Source organism: Leptotrichia sp. oral taxon 223 (assembly GCF_013394795.1).
Classification (GTDB): Bacteria; Fusobacteriota; Fusobacteriia; order Fusobacteriales; family Leptotrichiaceae; genus Leptotrichia.
Genome location: NZ_JABXYU010000001.1, coordinates 1,945,352 through 1,963,173 on the forward strand (window position 1 = coordinate 1,945,352; position 17,822 = coordinate 1,963,173).

7 protein-coding genes are annotated in these 17,822 nt (G+C 34.6%); 6 read left to right on the forward strand and 1 reads right to left on the reverse strand.

The features are described from left to right. Positions 1 to 390 precede the first annotated feature (390 nt). The 5 genes from HW275_RS09220 (at position 391) to typA (ending at position 15,965) form a co-directional block, all read left to right on the forward strand. Complete coding sequence (locus HW275_RS09220; protein ID WP_178936240.1) at positions 391 to 9,537, forward strand: autotransporter-associated N-terminal domain-containing protein; 9,147 nt, start codon at positions 391 to 393, stop codon at positions 9,535 to 9,537. A 195-nt stretch (positions 9,538 to 9,732) separates the two neighbouring features. After that, positions 9,733 to 11,361 (forward strand): AAA family ATPase, encoded by a 1,629-nt coding sequence (locus HW275_RS09225; RefSeq protein ID WP_178936241.1) that lies wholly within the window; start codon positions 9,733 to 9,735, stop codon positions 11,359 to 11,361. 11 nt (positions 11,362 to 11,372) lie between these two features. Then, on the forward strand, positions 11,373 to 12,794 hold the full coding sequence (locus HW275_RS09230) for a phospholipase D-like domain-containing protein (protein WP_178936242.1): 1,422 nt from the start codon (positions 11,373 to 11,375) through the stop codon (positions 12,792 to 12,794). A gap of 35 nt (positions 12,795 to 12,829) precedes the next feature. Next, on the forward strand, positions 12,830 to 13,816 hold the full coding sequence (locus tag HW275_RS09235; protein ID WP_178936243.1) for a metallophosphoesterase: 987 nt from the start codon (positions 12,830 to 12,832) through the stop codon (positions 13,814 to 13,816). A 337-nt stretch (positions 13,817 to 14,153) separates the two neighbouring features. Continuing rightward, a complete protein-coding gene (gene typA, locus HW275_RS09240; protein ID WP_178936244.1) occupies positions 14,154 to 15,965 on the forward strand; it encodes a translational GTPase TypA in 1,812 nt (603 codons plus the stop codon). A gap of 153 nt (positions 15,966 to 16,118) precedes the next feature. On the opposite strand, the gene HW275_RS09245 is transcribed toward typA, so the two are convergent. Next, on the reverse strand, positions 16,119 to 16,643 hold the full coding sequence (locus HW275_RS09245; RefSeq protein WP_178936245.1) for a hypothetical protein: 525 nt from the start codon (positions 16,641 to 16,643) through the stop codon (positions 16,119 to 16,121). A gap of 247 nt (positions 16,644 to 16,890) precedes the next feature. On the opposite strand from HW275_RS09245, the gene HW275_RS09250 reads away from it, so the two are divergent. Further along, positions 16,891 to 17,709 (forward strand): helix-turn-helix domain-containing protein, encoded by an 819-nt coding sequence (locus HW275_RS09250; protein ID WP_178936246.1) that lies wholly within the window; start codon positions 16,891 to 16,893, stop codon positions 17,707 to 17,709. Positions 17,710 to 17,822: the final 113 nt, after the last annotated feature.

Below are 17,822 nucleotides of genomic sequence, written 5' to 3' on the forward strand. Positions count from 1 at the left end.
TTAAAATATTGCATATAAGCCGAATTGGTAATATTAACCATTCTCTTGACAAATTAAGAGTTTATATCCAGTATTATAAGGAGTATAATTTTTAAAAATGAAAAAATAATTAATATTTTATTTGTTGAAATCACTATCACTCACTTACCAATTTTAACAAAAGATTAATTATTTCTGCAAAAAAATCACTTATGGGCGCCCTTAAGGACTTTTTGCCCGCCACATTGCATTTTTGCCTGCTTTTCTAGTTGTCTTTCCGCTTTGATGCCCTGTTTTTGAACATTACTAGGCTGTTCTGTCACCATCAGATTCTTTTCGGGGCAGAATGAAACACTATACTGTACTAATAGTCGTTTTCTGGCTATTTTTCATAATTTTAAGGAGGAAGATATGAGTAATAACTTACGACAGATTGCTAAAGACTTGCGATCGTTTGTTAAAAGATGTAAAGACGTGCACTATTCTGACAGCCTGCTAATCGCTTTCCTTGTTACCGGGCTTCTCACTTTTGCGCCTAGGCTTAATGCCGATGCAGCTACGGAGCAGCAGGAAGTCAGTGCTGCAACCTATGATGCCATAACTGACCTGCGTCAGTCCTTCATACGTGCCAGAAAGGAGAATGAGAAATCTCTTAAAGGTGCTGAGAGTGAGCTTGCAAAACTGCTTCAACAGGGGGATCAGGTTATCAAGAGCCCATGGGCTTCATTCCAGTTCGGCACAGGATATACAAACAACGACTGGGGAACTACCTACAGGGGGCGTGGAGGAAAGTTCCTGGAATACTACAGAAGGGATAACGATTTAACCAAGTATGTGTTTGACCCAAGCAAGCATCTATACGGGGCAACTAACTTGAATATTCCAAGAAATCAGGAGCCTGATGCTCTGACTATTAATCCAGCTAACGTTTATAAGGCTTATGAGCCAACTGAAGTGACTAAGATGGATGCGATGACATTGCCAAATGCGCCGACATTTAATCCAAATGTTGTGGCGCCACCAGCAAGAAATTATGGTACTACAAGAAATGACTTAGATAGAAGAACATTTACTACAAGAGGTGTTACTCCAACAACAGCAGATGCTTATGCTAATACAGGCTATAATACTATTAGTCAAGGTACGAGTGGAAGTAATGACGGTGCTACATTTACAACTACAGGAGCAGATTACTATAATACTTACTATAATGGAGCGAATAATAATACTCATGGACAAGTTGAAAAATTACCGCAAACATCACCACCAAGTTTTCATCCCAATATAACTAGTTTTACTGGGAATATTGAATCTGGGATAAAAGGCCACCACTATGATGGTCCTTATGATGCTCATACACCATACCTTAACAGATATGCAAGTTATTCAGATACGTGGTATTACTATGTAACTGTAAATGGAGATACGTCTACTGCTGCTTATAATAGTAATTCTAGCAGTGGACTTCATGGACGTGATATGACATACCAAAGAGGACATATGTCTCAGGATGCAAATGGGAACTGGCACTGGGATGCAACTCCTAGTAATGAAACCCCAACTTTTCGTTCTAATATGATTTTAGCTAATAATGCTGCTGGATTAACTATATTTGATTCTAATTTTACAATAGATACGTTTAGAAATTATACGTTACCTCGTAATGTTGTTAAAGTTACAAATGGAAACTTAAGTATACAAAATACAAGTTCAGGAACTGAGTATGCCTATGATTTAGATACAGCATCGCCTAAAATAGGGCACAGAGATAACGAAACTAATTTTACAATAAATCCAGCTTACAGTAACGCTATTTTGGTTTCAGGAACTGGAGGAGATGTTAATATATCAAATGCTGGTAGAGGAACAACATTTAATATAAATGGGGATCGAAGTAATGGAATTCTAGTAACTTCTTCAGGAAAAAAAGTTAAAGTAGATGGAAAGACAACTTTTAATGCAAATGGAAATTATACTGCAGGTATCTATATGGCTTCAGGAGCAGGAAATGCAAATGTAACATCTACTACATTTAATGTAAAAAATTCAAGTTATGGACTTCTTGTAGATAGTTCTGCAGCAACTGGAAATACAGTTACAGATTCTATTTTTAACATAACTAGTGGAGATGGATTTCATTTGCGACAAGGTAAAGGTTCTGTCAGTGGTAGTATATTCACTATAGGTAGTGGAAATGGAATTTATGCTCATAGTGGAACAACTTTATCTACAGTAAGTGGCTCAAGATTTACAATAACTGGACAAAACAGTAATGGTATTTTGAAAAATACAACTAATGATACAACTGTATCAGGTTCAACTTTTCATGTAAACGGAGCTGGTTCTACAGGTATTACATATAATGCACATTCTACTAATGAAGTTATCAGAAATTCAACATTTAATGTAAATGGTGGAAATGGAACAACTGCAGGTGTTCACATGATTAATGCAGAAAAGATAACAGTTGATCCAAATACGGACTTCAATGTAAATGGACACGGAATTGGTATTGAGATTGTAAATAATGGAACAAGCAATAAAGAAATTGAATTTACAGGTAATCCGCTTAATCCGCCTGTTAAATGGACAAATATGACTTTAAGTGGAGGTTATAATGTTGGAATTAACATTATGAATGGTCAAATGAATAGTGGAGTAGTTACTAGAGAAATAAATCTGCATCCTGGAAATAGTGATAAATATGGGCTTGATATGACAATTGTATCTAATAATAATGTTGGTTATTTTAATAGAGGATATGCAGATAAACTTACTATTCTTAGCGGAAACGATCCTATAAATACAAATAGTTCATCTGGATACGGGCGTGTAAAAATAGGTAAGATAGACCCTAATGCTGTAGGATATGATAATAATGTTATATTTGCTAATACTGCTTATGCAAAAGCAGGAGAAGTTAATTTCAAACAAATAGAAATTGACGGGAATAATAACACAATTGCGTATTTTGCACCAGGAAATGGAGGTTATTTCGCAGGTTTATCTAGTAACCCAACTAATAATGCAAATGTAGGATTCTTTGGAGGAACTTTAGCGGTACAAGGAATTATAGGAAGAAATAATTTAGATAGTAACTCAAATAATTATGATTCCACAGGTAATATTGGGGTATATGTTGCTTCAGGACAAAGAAATGGGTTAAATACTCATGATCAAATTGGAGAAATAACTGGAACAACACTTGATGATTTAGATGTTACTAATCTTAATATAGGAGTAGGACCTAATGCAGAAAATACAACTCTTGTGTATGCAATTAACGGTTCGGCTGTAAAAGTTGCGAATAATACAACTCAGGCAAATGGTAATATTTTAGGAAGTACAATTTCTGACGGGGAATTTAACTATGCAAAATCAAAAGCAACTCAAGGTGTGAATTATTGGGGATATACAACACCGTATAGTCATATTTCAAAAGGAACTGTCATAGCTTATTCTGAAGGTATTTTTGATAATAGTCAACATAAATTTGGTTCTAATTTTAATGCAGGATTTGATAGAAATGCACCGACTAAAATTACAATCAATTCTCCTGTAGACATGGTTTCTAAACAAGGAACTGCGTACAGAACAAGCAAAGGTGGACAAGTTGTAGCAAATGGAACAACTAGGGCTGGAGGATACCAATCAATAATTGCTTATTCTCAAGATGATGCTTCTAGAACTCAATTAACAAATGGTGTAACATATAAATCTATGAAAGGTACAGAAGATAGTATCGGTTCAATAATCCAAGTAACTAAAGGAATTACAGCAGCAGATAATATGTTGTTTAGCACAACTAATACGCAAACTATTAATGGTACAACAGTTCCTTATGGACCAGCCTCTGGAAGAAATCCAATCGATTTTGAAAAAGCTTATGGAAATATCGGAGCCTATGCAGTAGGTGGTGGAGACGTACTTATAAAAGGTACAACAGCTAATGAAAGTACTAAAGAAGGCTCAGACAAACTAGTGGCTGATGCTGGTGGAAAATCATTAATTTATGGAATGGCTGCTTATGCTTCAGGAAATGGAAGACCAGTTGTTGGTAATGATAATGGTTCAGTAGTTATATTTGATTCAGATAGTAGTGCAGCTGCTACAGTAGTTACAGGTACAAATGGAGCATTGTTTGCAACAGATAGAGGATATATTGAATTTGCTGGAGAAATTGTTCATCAAAATAATATAGGTGCATCTGTAAAAACGGGAACGTCTAATGATGGAGCAACAATAGGAGCTGGAGAAACAAGAGGTGGAAGAGGAGCTGTAATGGGTGTAACAAATGACCATACTAATGTCCCAGTATTCTATGTAAAACGTACTTCTGGAACAGATGATGCAGGAATTACATTCAATAATCCTACTAAAATAGATATGTATGATGGATATTTCCTAACTGGTAATGAATATCAGCATAGAACAGGTTCAATAAACAATTATTGGAATAATTCATATTCTGATTACTACAAAGACAAACAACGTACAGCAGCAAATGGTACAGCTTGGGATAGAGCAAGATATAGAGGTATGTCAGAAGTTACTTTAAACCTTGTTAAAGGTGGAGAAATTGACTTAGGATTAATCAATCAGGCTGAAAATACACTTAAATGGAATGGTGATAAAGACAAGACATCTGCTGGTGGATATTTAGGTAGCATAGCCAAATATGCTGGTGAAATGGCAAATATCGTAAATAAAGCTAGTACAAATAAAGATAGTACATCAAAGGCAACTAAATTTAGCAGTACTATAATTAACAGTACATTGGATGTAGAAAATGATAAGATAGAATTGGAAAACTATGCACTTTCAAATCCTGTAAGCGGTGTAAAATCTGAAAAAGCAGATGGCGGTACGTCTGTAAACGATACAGCTGTAGATCCATTTAATAATATCAAAATGGAAAGTACAAAAGTAAATATCAAAAATAATGTAAAAATTTATGGAGATATAGGAACACTGAATGGAAAATCTCTATTAGCTGGACAAGGGCTGAATATGGCTAACTCATTGTATCGTTGGGATAAACTAAATGATGATAATTCAAATTGGGTAAAAACTGACAATACACAATCAGGATACACTAATGAAGGTACTGTAAGTGTTTGGGGAGGAAGCGACACTAATTCTATTACAGGTATCAATGTGGCATATGGAACAATTGAAAATAAGGCTAATGCTAAAGTTGTTGTAGATCATGGATTTGGTATCGCAGGAACTGATGACAGTATTTTGAAAAATAACGAAGGTACAATTTATGTAACTGGTAAATATGATCCTAATGGACAAGATGGAATTGCAGGTACAGGTTTAAATAATAGTAAAAAAGCAAAAACTACTGTAGAATCTTCACCAACAGGTAAAAACTACGGTATTGTAGGAATTTCTACTAACAACGTTACAGAACATGCAAGTTACGGCGGATACAGATATGGAAACAATAAAGTAGATATTGAAAATAAAAATGGTATTATTGAAGTTGATGGGGAACTGGCAACTGGTATTTATGCAGAAAATGTTAACCAAAGTGGAGCTGCCACATACTACAACGGAAGTACTGACAATGCGACAGCCAAAAAATCAAATGTAAATATCTTATATGAAAACCAAAGCGCCTCTCAAGATGATGCAATCAGAGTAAATCATGGAGCAGGTGGTACTGCCAACACAACTACACAGGAAAATAAAAATTTACGTGGTGTAGGTATTGCATTAGTTGAAAAAAATAAAGATACAGCTGCTGCCAATAGAGGTGGAGTCATTACATTGAACACTAAGAACAATGGAATTGGTGGTACTGCCGACATCTTGACTTACCAAAACGGTATCGGTATTTATGGTGAAAGCGCAGAAATTAAATTCAAGACTGACTCCACAGGGCTTACAGTAGATACAGGAAGTGACGGGGCAGGAATCTGGGTAACTGATGATTCAATTGTTTCATCAAAAGCTGACCGTTTAGGAACTCCAAAAACATTGAACTATAACTACAAAGGTTACAATGACAAAAAAGGATTTGGAATGATCTTTGGAAGTACAGATCCAAATAATAAATATGGCGGTACAACTGCTAAAAACTATTTGGATATTAAATTCAACAATAATGGAGATACTAACCTGACATTGGCTGTAGAAAAAGCTCAGACATCACCAGGAACAATTGCCGCAGGTAAAGGTACTACAAGAGGTATTGCCGGAATGCTGGTAAATACTGATGCCAATGATAGTGTATACAACTATGGGGATATCAAGGAAGATACTTCCAAGACTAACGTAAGATCTTACGGTGCGGTAGTTAATAAGGGAAGACTTGTAAACTACGGAAATATTGAGTTGAATGATTCATTAAATGTAGATGCTTCAAGCGTGGAAAAAGCTGATCTTAAGAAAGTAAATGCAGGTATCATGGCAAATGATCACACTACAGCTGCAAATACTTGGATTGAAAACTATGGAGATATAAAAGTAGGAACTACTTCAAGAAAAAATATCGGTGGATTCGGAATTTACGGATATAACATTATAACTGGCGAAAAAGCTGATCATACACCAAGCACAATAACTGTAAACAGCAACAGCTACGGTATTTATTCGGGAGACGGAACAGTTAAGGTTCAGAAGGGAACTAAACTGCTGGTAGGTAACGATACTGTTTTAGGACATGTTCAAACTACGACAGGAAAAGCTATTACAACAAATCCGTCAGGTTACCCAATTAATAGACAGACTGCTTATTCGCAAGCCTCAGAACTGCTTCCAGGAAGAACAACTGATGCGGCTTACGGGGTTTACATCGGAGACAACTCATTGATGAGCGGCGGAAGCAGAAATGTAGAAGTAAGTGCAGATATGGATATTGACAGATACTCCTACGGAATTGTGCTGGCTAAAAACGCAAATGCTGAAGCAGGCGGAACTAACGGAACAACTGTTAAGATTGGAGATGGAAGCTATACTCTTGATGCAAGCGGAAAAGTTTCGAGCCTGACACCAACTAATGCTCCAACAATTGTGCTGGCAGCTAATAAAAATGCAGGTGGACTTGTTACATCAACAGCGCCAACTAATCCAAGAATTCCGGAAGAAGTTTACGAACAGGGAAATGCCGTATATTACTACTCAGCTGATAAAAACTCCAAGGCTAGTTCATTTGCAAACGTAACAATGAACGGTGACTACAATACTGCTTACTACACAGCAGGAAGTGTTGACAACTTTGGAACAATCGACTTGAGATCGCAAAACAACCTGAATACTGTAAATGGACTTTCAAGTTCGACTCTAGGATACGGAAACTTGGGAATAGTTTCAACAAACCCTAATGTTGCATCAACAAACTACGGAACAATTATTACATCAATGTCAGATACTGAAAATCAAAAATACTCAGCAGGTATGGCAGCAGGACGTAACGTTTACAACGATGAAGGAAAATTTGTAAGAACTGAGGATGAAGGATACGTTGTAAACAGAGGTACAATAACAGTATCACAAGATGAAGGTATCGGAATGTTTGCAACTGGTGCAAGATCTAAGGCTGTAAACTACGGTACTATCGATCTTCAAGGTAAGAATTCGATAGGAATGTACCTGGATCAGGGAGCACATGGTGAAAACTACGGTACAATCATGGGAGACGGACAAAGCGTCAAAGGTGTAGTTGCAATCAATAACGGATACATCAAGAACTATGGTACAATTAAAGTTACAGGAACAGGTTCAATAGGAATTCTTACAGATAATATGGATGTCAAGACTGATAACGAAGATTCTGGTGCAAACCCATATAAAGGAACAGAATCAGGAGTAACAGCCAACATCAAATACGTTGCTTCAGGTAATGTAAAAACAACAGGTGTAGGAACAACTATAACAGTGCCTGATGCTGTGCCAATGACTAAGATTACTGTAGACGGTATTGACACTCCAATATTCAATGTTGAAAGTGATGCGGCAAATACAGGAGACTGGGCTAACAAAATAACAGTTTCAAGCAGCATTCAAACTGGAGGAACAAGAATAATTGATCTTCACGCTAAAAATGAATGGGGTAATCCTGTATGGGAACACGCTTACAAAGATCAGCTGTCAGAAGTTACAAGCATCGGAATGTACGTAGATACTTCAGGAGTCAGATATACTAACCCAATTGACGGAATCCAATACTTGCCTAATTTATCAGAAGTAAACTTGTATTTCGGACCGGAAGCTACATTGTATACAAACTCCAAGGCAATCAGAATTGGAGATAAAGTTGACGTTAACGGAAATGTTACTAAGAGCAATATCCTGAAACCATTTAACGATGCATTGGCTAAATTGGCAGGAGGGGCAATTGTCAATCCGCTGTCAGCAAGCTTAACTTGGCAAGTAAAAGCAAAACTTGATGCAAATAACCAATTGTCAGAAGTATATATGAGTAAGGTTCCTTACCACTCATTTGCCTATGACGATGATACTTCACTTGTAAACTTCACAAACAACCTGGACAACATCTATGAAATCGCAAGACCGGAAAGTGCTGAAAAAGTTATCTTCAATAAACTGAACAGCCTAGGAAACGGAGAAGGGCATATCCTGGCTCAGGCGTTCGATCAGATGAGAGGGCACATTTATGGTGGAGTCCAACAAAGAATCAAGGCTACATCTGATATCCTTGGCGGAGAGATTGACGGGCTTAGAAGCGATACCAACCTTTCAAAGGATTCCAACAAGTTCAAGGCGTTCGGACAAAGAAACGAGTACAAGACTGACACTGCAGGAATACCTGACTGGTACAGCAACTCAGGTGGATTTGCCTACGTCCACGAAGATGAGACTGTAAGACTTGGACAAGCTTCAGGATGGTATGCGGGAGTTGTAAACAACTACTACACATTCAAAGATCTGTCTAAATCTTATGAAAACCAGGCAATGGCCAAAGTCGGAGTGTTCAAGTCAATCCCTCTTGACGGTGACGGAACATTCGTACTTAATGTAGGAGGAAACGGATTCTTCGGAAGAAACGACATCAAGCGTAGATTCTGGGTAGTAGATCAGGAATTCAGAGCAAAAGCTGACTACTATTCTTATGGTGCGGGAGCAAACCTTGGACTTGAAAAGGCATTTGTAATAAATGACGGCTTCAGCATCGTTCCAAACATCGGAATCAAGGCTGAATACGGAAGATTCTCTTCAATCCATGAAAACGGGGACATGGCGCTGAATGTCAAGAGCGACGACTACATCTCAGTTAAACCGAATGCAGGAATCGACTTCAGATACAGCCAGCCAGTGTTCAAGAATACGAACTTCACAGCAGTTCTGGGCTTCACTTATGAAAACGAAATCGGAAAACTGAACGACGTTGAAAATGAAGCAAGAATAGTTGGAGCATGGACAGACTACTTCGGAATCAGAGGGGACAAGGAAGACAAGAGAGGAAACTTCAAGTCGCACCTTAACCTAGGACTGGATAACGGAAGACTGGGATTCACAGTAAACACAGGATACGAAACAAAGGGACACAACTTCAACGCCGGACTGGGACTGAGAGTTCTGTACTAGTAAAGTGTACGGGCTTGAAGAGCTCAAGAAAGCTTGAGATGAGCAGAACAGCTTAAACTTAAGGGGAGGCTGCCTACGGGCGGTCTTTCTTTTTTTGCTTCTTTTTTAGATTTTATTACGAATCATAATTTAAAATTGAATAAATATAAAAATAATGGTAAAATAGCAGTAATAAGTTATTTAGGAGGAAAACAGATGAAAAAGATTCCTATTGGTATTGATGATTTTAAAAAATTAATGGAAAACGACGCATACTATGTTGACAAAACGGAATTTATTTCTGAGATTTTGGATGATGCTTCGGAAGTGAAATTGTTTACACGTCCAAGAAGGTTTGGGAAGACTTTGAATATGTCAATGCTTAAATATTTTTTTGATATTGATAATGCTGAGGAAAATAGGAAATTGTTTAGTGGACTGGATATTGAAAAGTCAGAATATTTTTCAGAACAAGGAAAGTATCCAGTGATTTTCATTTCATTGAAGGGGATTAAAAGTAACTGTTGGGAAGAATGTTTGTTTGACTTGAGAAGTTTAATTAGTAATCTTTATAACGAGTTTGAATTTGTCAGAGCTTCTTTGAATGAAAGTGAGCTGAAAGAATTTAATAAAATCTGGTTTAAAAAAGATGATGGCGAGTATAAGAATGCTTTGCAGAATTTGACAGCTTATTTGTATCGGCATTACAAAAAGGAAGTTATTTTGTTAATTGATGAGTATGACAGTCCTTTGATTTCAGCTTATGAACATCACTATTATAACGATGCTGTTACATTTTTTAAAATATTTTATGGAGAAGCATTGAAAACTAATCAGTATTTAAAAATGGGCGTTATGACTGGAATTATCAGAGTTATTAAGGCTGGAATATTTTCTGACTTGAATAATCTAAGCGTTTATTCTATTTTAGAAAATGATTATGCTGAATTTTTTGGATTTAATCAGGATGAAGTTGAAGAGATACTTGAATATTTTGATGTGAAATATGAAGTTTCAGATGTTAAGGCTTGGTATAATGGATATAAATTTGGTGATGCTGAGGTTTACAATCCTTGGAGTATTTTAAAATTTTTGAAATCTAAAAAAATTGGTTCACATTGGGTTGATACTTCCGGGAATTTCCTAATTAACGATATTTTGAAAAATATAGATACAGATACGATGGAAACTTTGGAAAGATTATTTATGGGCGAAAGCGTTGAGGAAAATATCAATGGAAATTCAGATTTGTCTGTCTTGCTTGATCAGGAAGAAATTTGGGAACTGCTTTTATTTAGCGGATATTTAACGATTGATGAGAAAATTGGGGAAGATTATGAGAATGTCTATTCTTTAAGATTGCCAAACAGGGAAGTGAGGGAGTTTTTCAGACAGAAGTTCATTGATGTAAATTTTGGGGAAAGTTTATTTAGAAAGGCGATGGAATCTCTTAAAAAGCTCAAATTTAATTACTTTGAAAAATATCTTCAGGATATTTTGCTAAAATCGACAAGTTACAATGATACTAAAAACGAGGATTTTTATCAAGGGCTAATTTTAGGAATGATGTTTTATCTGGACAACCATTATTATGTAAAATCCAATGAGGAATCGGGACTTGGGAGATATGATCTTATGATAGAGCCAAAGAATAAAAATAACAGGGCTTTTATATTGGAATTTAAAGTTACAAGGGATGAAAATACTCTTGAAAAGGTTTCAAGAGAGGCGATAGAACAGATAATTGAAAAAAGATATGATGTTGTCTTGAGAGAAAGAGGCATTGAAGATATTACTCTCATTGGGGTGGCTTTTTGTGGCAAGAGAGTTAAAATTTCTTATTAAGGAGAGCTGGTGTGAATAAAAAAATTATTTTAACATTTATATTTTTACTGCTGGGAACGGTATCGTGCACTTCACTTTCAGAAGGGCTAACGATGAAAAGTGAGGTTTATAATGCAGACAATGTGGATTTTTATTATGATCTGACGTATAAGAAAGACGGAGAAACACAGTATGAGAGGCAGATTTGGGAGCAGGCTTATGACATTCTGGATAAGGCACAGGATTTTTTTCTGATGGATATTTTTGTGTTTAATGACTATGTTGGGAAAGGGGTTAAGGAGAAGTTGCAACCGCTGCCAATTGCGGAGGAATTTGCACAAAAGATACTGGAGAAGAGGGAAAAGGATCCAAATGTGGAAATTTACTTGATACTTGATGAAAGTAATACGTTTTATGGGGCATTTGACAATAAGACTCATAAAAAGCTGGAGCAGGCTGGTGTAAAAATCGGGTATGTGGATTTGACGAAATTAAGGGATCCTATGCTTGTATATTCAGCTCCATGGCGTCTGTTTATCCAGCCTTTTGGAAACCCAAAAAATCGTGGGAAAATAAAAAATCCATTTTATGAAGGGACTGACAAAATTACAATCCGCAGCCTTTTGAGGGCGTTAAATGCAAAAGCCGATCATAGAAAATTGATTATGAATGAAAATACAGCGATGCTGACATCAGCAAATCCGCATGCAGAAGGTTCAAAACACTCAAATGTGGCATTTAAGTTTTCATCTCCAATCATCAAGGAAATTTATGAAGGGGAAAAGCCAGTTGCAAAAATTACCAAAAAAGACGGAAGTCTAAGACGAAAACTTCCAGACAAGGATTTCAGCAAAATCCCATTTTCAGCGAATGACAAGCTAAAATTGCAATATTTTACAAATGGAGCCACTGCTAAGGATATTTCAGAAGAATTAAAAAATGCACAGTTTGGAGAAAAAGTCATTATCGCCCAATTTTTCCTTGCAGACAGGGGAATTATCAATGATATAAGAAAAGCGGCAAGACGTGGAGTGAAATTTGAAATAATCCTGAATAATTCAAAAGCAGGTTTCCCAAACAAAGCATCAGCTGGAGAATTAATGAAATACGCCAGAAAACACAATTACGACATAAACGTCAAGTTTTACAACAAAGGCGAGGAAATGTACCACGTAAAAATGCTTTCCATCCTAAAAAAAGACTACCTGATAACTTACGGCGGTTCCACAAACTTTACAAGAAGAAATATGCGAAACTTCAATCTGGAAAACGAGCTAAAAATCATGTCAGCATACGATCAGCAAATTTCTAAGGATATTTTAAACTACTATGACAGGCTGTGGACAAACAGGGATGGAGAATTTACATTACCTTATGATACGGAAAAAAACGAGAAATTAATGAATGATCTGTTATTTAGATTTAGCGAAATGAATGGCTTTGGAGTTTTTTAAAAATATTTGTATATAAAAAAAGAAGAGTGATTTTTATGGAAAGTGAAATTAAGACAAATAAAATTAAGATAGAAAAAATAAATGAAAGCGATTATAATCGAATTTTTGTAATGTCGGACATTCATGGACAGTATGACTTGTTTTTGAAAATGCTTGGGAAAATTGATTTGAAAAGGGAAGATTTGCTTGTGATTATGGGGGATATTTGTGATAGAGGGGAAAAGTCGTATGAAATTTATATGAAATGTATGAAAATGATAAAACTTGGGTATAATTTGAAATTTATTTTGGGGAATCATGAGGATATGCTGCTTGAGGATTTGGAAAATGATTATCCAATTAGATACGAAACAGAATATTCAGTTTATAGAAATTCTAAATATTTTAAAAAGAAAAGTATAAAAGACTGGCACGAAGCGAATTTTTTGGTGGAAATAGAATGGCTTGTGAAATGGCTGGAAGATAGTCCGTTGGCAATTTTAGGAAATGAAAATATATTTGTGCATGCAGGGCTTGATTTACAGACGGCTCTAGTGGAACAGGAAAGGGAAACTGTGCTTTGGACTAGGGAAGAATTTTGGCTTATGGAAAATGTGGAGCTTGAAGAATATAGGGGTAAAAACATATATTTTGGTCATACGCCTAATATAAATGGAAGGATTTCTCAAAAGACTGATAAAATAAGCGGAATAGATTGTGGGGCATTTTTTACACATTTTTTAGGTTGTGTGGAAGTGAAGAGTAAAGAGAAAATTTATGTTTTTGAAAATGAATTTATTCAGTTTAGTGAAGTTTCAGGCAAGGTATTTTTGGAACTTTGGAATGAGGAAGTTAAACCATTTCTAAATTCTGAAAAGTATAAAATTAAAAATGGAAAAGGGAAAATTATAATTTTACAAAAATTAGATAGAAGAGAGAAAAAAGTTTTAACAGATTTTGGGAAAAAATATGAGAAAATGTTTGGAAAGAATATTGCAAATTATATTAAAAAGAAGAAATTACAAAGTAAAAAAATTTTTTAGGATTGACATTTTTATAAAATATGTTATAATAAATGTGTAACAAACCTCTAAGGGGAACTTTATATAACAATAAAAAAATATGCCGTAAATTAGACTGGATTTTTCCAGTCTTTTTTGTTATAATATCTAGGTGAATTTCGGCATAATTCACAAAATGTTATATAAAGGAGGTAGTGAGATGGTAGATTTCATTGCGATATTTATTCTTTTTGTAATTATTTATTACAGTTTGAATAGATAGGGCATGAATTTCACCTCTACTCCTCGCCCCTTAGGGGGATAAGTAACTTTTAAATTTAAGGAGGAAAAATTAACAAAAAATTTGTTAAAATAAAAAATGAGCAAAATTAAAAACATTGCAATTATTGCACACGTAGATCACGGGAAAACAACTCTTGTCGATGCTTTATTGAAACAGGCAGGAACATTTGGGGAACATGAAAAAGTAGATGAAAGAATTATGGATAGTGATGATTTAGAGAAGGAAAGAGGGATTACGATTTTTTCTAAAAATGCTTCATTTCATTATGATGGTTATAAGATAAATATTGTGGATACTCCTGGCCATGCGGATTTTGGTGGGGAAGTGCAGAGAATCTTGAAAATGGTGGATTCAGTTTTACTTTTGGTAGACGCATTTGAGGGTGTTATGCCACAGACTAAATATGTATTGAAACAGGCATTAGAGCATGGGCTTCGTCCAATTGTGGTAGTTAATAAGATTGACAGACCAAATTCAGATCCTGATGCGGTTGTGGATTCAGTTTTTGACTTATTTGTGGATTTAGGGGCAAATGATATTCAGCTTGATTTCCCAGTAGTTTATGCATCGGCTAAAAATGGATATGCTAAACTGGAACTAGAAGATGAAGACAAGGATATGAAACCGCTTTATGATGAAATTATGAAGCACGTTGATGATCCTGAAGGGGATGTAAATGAACCTTTGCAAATGCTTATTACAAATACAAAATATGATGAATATGTAGGAAAATTAGGAACTGGAAGAATTTATAACGGAAAAATTGAAAAAAACCAGGAAATTACATTGATTAAGAGAAATGGCAGCTTGGTAAATGGGAAAGTTACTAGAATTTATGGATACGACGGGCTTAAAAAAGTTGAAATGGAAGAAGCGTTTGCTGGAGACATTGTAACAATCGCAGGAATTGAACAAATTGACATAGGAGAAACTGTGGCAAGCAAGGAAAATCCTAAGTCATTGCCGTTAATTGACATTGATGAGCCAACGCTTGCGATGACTTTTATGGTAAATGATTCGCCGTTTGCAGGGCAGGATGGGAAATTTGTAACTTCAAGAAATATTTTGGAAAGGTTACAAAAGGAAGTAAATCATAACGTGAGCATGAGGCTTGAAATGACAGATTCGCCAGATGCCTTTATTGTAAAAGGAAGAGGAGAGCTTCAATTATCCATTTTGCTTGAAAATATGAGAAGGGAAGGCTACGAAGTGGCAGTTTCAAAACCGGAAGTTATCTTCAAGGAAGAAAATGGACAGAAAATGGAGCCAATTGAACTTGCGATTATTGATGTTGCTGATGAGTTTGTAGGAGTTGTAATTGAAAAGTTAGGACTCAGAAAAGGTGAAATGGTAAATATGAATCAAGGAAGCGATGGCTACACAAGACTTGAATTTAAAGTGCCATCACGTGGATTAATTGGATTTAGAAATGAATTTTTGACAGAAACAAGAGGAACAGGAATTATAAACCATTCATTTTTTGAATACGAGCCTTTTAAAGGGGAAGTTACAGGAAGAAGAAGAGGAGTTCTTATCGCAATGGAGGCTGGAACAAGCATAGGTTATTCATTAAACAACTTGCAGCCACGTGGAATCCTGTTTATAGGGCCAGGAGTAGAAGTTTATGAGGGAATGATAGTTGGAGAGCATTCAAGAGAAAACGACTTAGTTGTAAATGTATGTAAAGGTAAAAAACTTACAAATATGAGGGCTGCTGGAAGTGATGACGCTGTAAAATTGGCACCTCCAAAAGAATTTACGCTGGAATTGGCACTTGAATATATCGAAAATGATGAGTTAGTGGAAATTACACCTAACTTTATCAGGCTTAGAAAAAAATATTTGAATGCTAATGATAGAAAGAAATATGAAAATTCTAAAAATTAAATTTTATATATAAAATATGACTCAAAAACTTTTTTAATTTTAACAAAAAGACAGCAAGAAGCTCCCGCTTTTAAAAGCGGGAGTAGTTCACTATATATTTCGGATCTTTATCTGTAAGATTTTTTATTTCCCTTTTTTATGCCGTGTAAATACTTACATTTGTATACCCAATGTTACTATTTTTAGAAGTTTATCATTCTTTTCAGAGTTTAATTCCCAGGTATTACCTTTTTTTGTATAGATTACATCAAATGTTTCCTCATCGTATTTCAAATCAGGGCTGTTTAATTTTTGTGAAATTACTTCTGATAATATTTTTTTACTTTCTTCTTCTAATTCTTTTCCAGATTTTCCCATCAAGTTTTTGACATTTTGCATAGATTTTTTTTGTACTTCTTCCATTACTCCTGTTAAAACAGGTGCTTTAATTGTAACATTTAAAACGGATTCATTACTGCTTGTCGTAACTTTATTTATTTTATATGTTATTTTTTTGTATCCTTCAGAAAAGATATTCAGCGCTTCTGCTGCTTCACTGTCTTTTCCTACAAATTCCGAAATATTTCCCTTCTGCAACGCATTCATTGAATTTTCAAAATCCTTTTGAGTAATGTGCTTTCCACCACAGCTTACAATCATCAAGAAAATTAAAATTATTACTGATAATATTTTTTTCATAAAAACCATCTCCTTAAAAAATTTATTAATATATCATTATCAATTATATGATACCTTGAAAAATGTAAAAAAACTTATCATAAATTGTGAAAAAATTAATTTTTATAAAGAATTTCTATTAAAAAATAAAGGACACTAATTTTATGTGGTATAATTATAGAAGAATGGGAGTTTAACTAAGCTATAGTTGAAATATGCATATTAATTATTATTAAAATAAAAAATTTTAAAGAAATGAGTTGATAAAATGAAAATAAAAGAGATTGCCGAGTATATGAGGAAAAATATTGAAAAAAATTGCACTATTGAAGGTACAGCCAGAGAATTTGGGTACAGTAAATTTGAATTTAGTAAAAAATTTAAGAAAAAAACAGGATTTTCGGCAAGTCGTTTTCTTTCATTTTTAAAAATTGAAAAGGCTTTGGATATAATAATTAACGAAAATGAAGATATCATCATTTCTCAAATAAGAACAGGCTATAACAGTTCAGGTACTTTTTCAAATATTTTCAAAAAATATACTGGAATTTCGCCATCAAATTATAAAAAAACTATAAAGGAATTTTATAAAATTTTAAGAGAATATATAAATTCAAGTGAAATAGAGGAAATTTCTTACGGTAGAAGTTTAAAAATAAATGGAAATAATACTAAAAATTTTTTGTGCGTAAATTTAATTTATCCAAAAAATTATAAAAGTGAAATTACGTTTATAGGGCTTTTTAAAAATTGTGTTCCTGATGATCTGCCTCATTTTGGAAAAGTTTTAATTCCTTTTAAAACAGAAAATAAATGTATTTTTGAAAATATTCCTGAAGGGAAGTATTGGCTTATGGGCTGTTCGATAGAAAAGGGAAGCACTTTGGAAGATTTTTTTTATTTAAGGGATTCAATAAGGGCAAGAGAAAATAAAGCCATAAATTTTCCAACAGATAACGAATACACGTTAAAATTCAGAAAGCCTATGCCTTCTGATTTTCCTGTTCTAATAAATCTTCCAAAACTTGTAAAAGAAGTAATTGAAATTAATATAGGCGCAATCTCGTCAGCTCCAGATAATGAATAGTTGGTATAATAATAATTTGAGAAAATCTTCTAAAAAACTTCAAGAGAAAAATTAATCCAAAAATAAACTGAAGCTATTTAGATTTTTTAGCTCCAGTTTTTTAATTGTCTTAA

Bases quoted from the DNA above. Each gene is read 5' to 3' on its own strand.
- HW275_RS09220 (WP_178936240.1), top strand. From the start codon at position 391: ATGAGTAATAACTTACGACAGATTGCTAAAGACTTGCGATCGTTTGTT.
- HW275_RS09225 (WP_178936241.1), top strand. From the start codon at position 9,733: ATGAAAAAGATTCCTATTGGTATTGATGATTTTAAAAAATTAATGGAA.
- HW275_RS09235 (WP_178936243.1), top strand. From the start codon at position 12,830: ATGGAAAGTGAAATTAAGACAAATAAAATTAAGATAGAAAAAATAAAT.
- typA (WP_178936244.1), top strand. From the start codon at position 14,154: ATGAGCAAAATTAAAAACATTGCAATTATTGCACACGTAGATCACGGG.
- HW275_RS09245 (WP_178936245.1), bottom strand. From the start codon at position 16,643: ATGAAAAAAATATTATCAGTAATAATTTTAATTTTCTTGATGATTGTA.
- HW275_RS09250 (WP_178936246.1), top strand. From the start codon at position 16,891: ATGAAAATAAAAGAGATTGCCGAGTATATGAGGAAAAATATTGAAAAA.